The 404-nt window shown below is 38.9% G+C and carries 1 protein-coding gene; it reads left to right on the top strand.

Going from position 1 to position 404, the window contains the following annotated elements; all coding sequences use genetic code 11:
- Positions 1-404, top strand: a 404-nt coding sequence (locus I6F37_RS42815) for a hypothetical protein (RefSeq protein ID WP_225154800.1), incomplete at both ends; no start/stop codon positions are given.

A 404-nucleotide genomic window follows, 5' to 3' on the forward strand; every position in this document is an offset into this window, starting at 1 on the left:
AGATGTGCCTGCAAAAGGACTGGATACGTTTATAGAAGCATGTGCGGCAAGGAATATTACATGTTCTAAAAAAAGGGAAGCACTTCCGAACATCGTAAGCTCCTATCCGGCTGTTGATATTTTTACAACGGATACCTGGGTACGGGAAGGCGTTTATAAAGACATCTTTCATTCATTTGATTACGCTCCTGCAGTTAAAATCAACATAACAGACAGTAATCAAAGTTTTGTTCCGTTTTTTACCGGTCATATCAACTGGGTTTCTTCAACTGCTATGCATTTCTGGTATCTGTATATCCGTTTTCCTAAAACAGATCAGGTGTATTGTTTCCCTGAATTGATTTATACAAATGATATCAGCAGGGTATCGAAACAGGTGGAAGGAATAATAGCCGCCAATGAAT

Origin of the sequence: Bradyrhizobium sp. NBAIM08, from assembly GCF_020193935.1 — a bacterium.
Lineage (GTDB): Bacteria > Pseudomonadota > Alphaproteobacteria > Rhizobiales > Xanthobacteraceae > Bradyrhizobium > Bradyrhizobium yuanmingense.